The sequence below is a fragment of the Kitasatospora sp. NPDC057518 genome (assembly GCF_042802075.1).
Lineage (GTDB): Bacteria > Actinomycetota > Actinomycetes > Streptomycetales > Streptomycetaceae > Kitasatospora.
In genome coordinates this window covers 1-2,895 of record NZ_JBHVEU010000686.1, presented here as the reverse complement: position 1 = coordinate 2,895, position 2,895 = coordinate 1, and the positions used below count along the sequence as shown (strand labels likewise).

5 protein-coding genes are annotated in these 2,895 nt (G+C 64.4%); all 5 read right to left on the bottom strand.

Annotated elements, in window-relative coordinates; genetic code table 11:
• Positions 1–82: 82 nt before the first annotated feature.
• Positions 83–421, bottom strand: coding sequence for a hypothetical protein (locus tag ACFU7Z_RS38350; protein WP_234348348.1), 339 nt, complete (start codon positions 419–421; stop codon positions 83–85).
• 187 nt (positions 422–608) lie between these two features.
• Positions 609–1,196, bottom strand: a complete 588-nt coding sequence (locus ACFU7Z_RS38345) for a Scr1 family TA system antitoxin-like transcriptional regulator (protein WP_380782744.1) — start codon at positions 1,194–1,196, stop codon at positions 609–611.
• A 7-nt stretch (positions 1,197–1,203) separates the two neighbouring features.
• Positions 1,204–2,037, bottom strand: coding sequence for a helix-turn-helix transcriptional regulator (locus ACFU7Z_RS38340; protein WP_049651253.1), 834 nt, complete (start codon positions 2,035–2,037; stop codon positions 1,204–1,206).
• Positions 2,034–2,558 (bottom strand): DUF6879 family protein, encoded by a 525-nt coding sequence (locus tag ACFU7Z_RS38335; protein WP_049651252.1) that lies wholly within the window; start codon positions 2,556–2,558, stop codon positions 2,034–2,036. The genes ACFU7Z_RS38340 and ACFU7Z_RS38335 overlap by 4 nt, the downstream gene beginning before the upstream one ends.
• Positions 2,542–2,733: a hypothetical protein gene (locus ACFU7Z_RS38330; RefSeq protein ID WP_049651251.1), complete on the bottom strand. Its 192-nt coding sequence runs from the start codon at positions 2,731–2,733 to the stop codon at positions 2,542–2,544. The genes ACFU7Z_RS38335 and ACFU7Z_RS38330 overlap by 17 nt, the downstream gene beginning before the upstream one ends.
• Between the last annotated feature and the right edge of the window lie 162 nt (positions 2,734–2,895).

The following is a 2,895-nucleotide window of genomic DNA, read 5'->3' as shown; positions in this document are numbered from 1 at the left end:
CCGGTTCAGTTCCTCGATCACGAGGTCGGCGGTGGGATCGAAGGTCCCCGTCAGCACGAGGACGGCATCGGCGGTCGGCATCTCAGTCGTTGCTGCTTCCCGGGTCGTCCGGCGCGTCCATCTGCCCGGACGGCTGCGTCGGGCCGTAGGTCTTGGGCGGGGTGCTGGTCATGTAGACGCCGGGCGGGAGGCCCTCGTAGGTGCAGGTCTGCGTCTCGTCGTCGTAGCCGATGTCGGCGGGCAGGATCCCCCCGGCCCCGGTGACCGGGACGAGGAACCGGAAGGCGAACGGGCTCCCGGGCCCGCCCTCGCCGTCCAGCCCGGGCATCGGCGTCGCACCGGCGACGCCCATCGGCAGTCGGGACTCGGCGCGGTCGAAGACCGGCACGCCTCCCGGCCGGCTCAGAACGGTGGTGGACATGTGTGTACCTCCGCGTCGTCGCACTCATCGAGCAGTGGGCGCACGTCGGGTTCCCAAGCATTCTGGAATCCCTGCGGCTCCCATCATCGGACGAGCACAAATGTAGGGGCCAAACGCGGGTGGCCGGCAAGGATTTCCTGTTCGGTCAAAAATAGCCCGAACCACGAAACAGGCGATCCGTGTATGACTATTGACGATACCGATCTCCCCACTCGGCCAGCCGATCCCGGGCATCGCCGCCCCAGAGTGCACACCCTTCGAAGGATCGAAACTCCTTCAGATAATCCTCTACATCCTGCGACTCGCGGAACGCAAGCATTCCTGTCACAACTTCCACAGTGACCAGCGCCGAATCATAGATGGTGAACACGTTCAGCGGCCCCCGTGGCATGTGCCCTGCCATCGGGATGACACCGAGCCGAACATTCGGCAAGCGGGATACCGAAACCAGGTGGTCAAGTTGCATCGCCATGGCCCCTACCGGCAACAGCGGCCAGAGACAAGCCTGCTCGGTCAAGAGGAAGGTGAAGTGCTTGGTGGTGTCGTGAAGAACAGCCTGTCGCCCCAACTTCGCGGCAATGACCTTCGAATGGTCACCGGGAAGCGAAGCAAGACTGGCTTCGATGTACTCCGGCACCGCAAGCAGCCCAGTGACCATGGTCGGCAGGAAATACCGAAACTCGCTCGTGCCTCGCTCAAGTGCCGCCAACTCGTCTTGCTTCTCGTTCGCGCCTAGCTGGCGTTGACTTCTTGAACCCTGCCATTCCACGCTCACGATACACTCACCCCTGGCTTTTCCCCTCACTCAAATACTCGTCTCGAATGGTTTCGATCATCCGGCGCATCTCGTCACCGACCATGGCCGCAGCCGCGAATCCATCGAACTTGCGGACGTACAAATCGACATCCCGCGGATCGGTGACCGTCACCTCGGCGTGCACGGTCTCGACCGTCACCATGCGGTCGTCCCGGATGACGAAGGAGTGCGCCGGCACATCGGTCTGCGCTGCGGCCAGCGGAACGATCCGGACGTCGACATGGGAGAGTCGAGAAGCGGAGAGGATGCGGTCCAACTGCCCGGCCATCATCGCGGGCGGCACCAGACGCCAACGGAGGACCGGCTCGGTGATGACGAACCGCATGGTCTTCGTGGCGTCGTAGAGGGACTGTTGTCTGACAAGCCTCGCAGCGACCGCCCGCGCGAGCTGGTCCTCGCCGAGTTCCTTCCTCCCGAAGACCGCACGCACGTATTCCGGGGTCTGTAGGAGTCCGGGAACGAGAGAAGGCTGGAACACACGGAGAAGCCTCGTGGAGTCGTCCAGTGCCTTGATCTGCTCCTGCTTGCGGTGGTACCCGAGGCGCCGTACCAGACGCCAGGCGGTCGCCTCCGTGGCCTGTGCCCGCGCGGCAGCCATGTACTCGGACTTGACCTCGTCGGACACGCCTATGGCGGTGAGGATGCGGTCCACATCCACGACAGTGGGCGGCACCTTGCCGGTCTCGATCTTGCTCAGCTTGCTCGGAGACATGACGGCGCTGCGGGCCACGGCCTTGGCCTCCTTGCCGGAGGCCTGCCGCAGTTCCCGCAGCGCCGGTCCAAGCCGCGTTCTGTTCACCCGCTGTGCTCGGCCCACCATTCGGAGAACGGGACCGCTTGCGCCATCACGGTGTCCCGGTACACCTTGAACTCATCGACCCGGCCGCCTGTGCGGAAGTCGACACCGAGGTACTTGCCGTCGTCGTAGCTCATCGAGGCGGCAGTCTCGTCGTCGAAGAGCCAGAAATCCGGGGCTTCCGGGACGGGGTTCTGCCGGTCGGTGATGTCGAGGATGAAGAACTCCTCACCCACCGTCATGTTGCGGTGGTATCCCCACGCGAGTTCGAAGCGGAGGTAGTCCGTGAGCGGCCGCGAAAGGATGTGCACCCGGTACAGGCGCTTGCCTGCCTGGGTGGCCCGGGCCACTGTCTTGACCCACCCGGCGTTCTTGTAGTCGTCCGGCTGTTCCTCGCCGGCGAGGAAGGCCCGGTAGGCGTCGACTCCGCCGGACCGGCTGTAGTCGTCGAGCGTTTCGAGTCGGAACGCCTCGCGCTCGAACGCCGAGAACCAATCCCCGAGAGTCCTAGATGAGGTTGTCACGGACGGCCTTTCGAATGAGTTCGACGGGAACCTCGACCAGCATCTCGTGTGCCGGGATCTGGAGACCGTGTCCGGTCACGAGCTCGCCCTGGACGGCGAGGGTGCCCCGATCCGTCAGGTACAACGTCGGGCACTCGCCTTCGTCGCAGGAACCTACAAGCCGTGTCAGCTTCACCGTTGCCTCCTTGCTCGTCGGGTCTCCGAACGATGCTCTCGGGGTTTCGTCGGCCGGGGCAAGGCGTTTGTGTTGCCGGTACTGGAAACTGGACCGCTCTCGAACATGTGCCGCAAAGCATGGGCGAGTTGTCGGCCGGCGGCTCCTTGCGGGGAGCAAGGC

Coding starts and splice junctions, on each gene's coding strand:
- ACFU7Z_RS38350 (WP_234348348.1), bottom strand. CDS start 421: ATGTCCACCACCGTTCTGAGCCGGCCGGGAGGCGTGCCGGTCTTCGAC.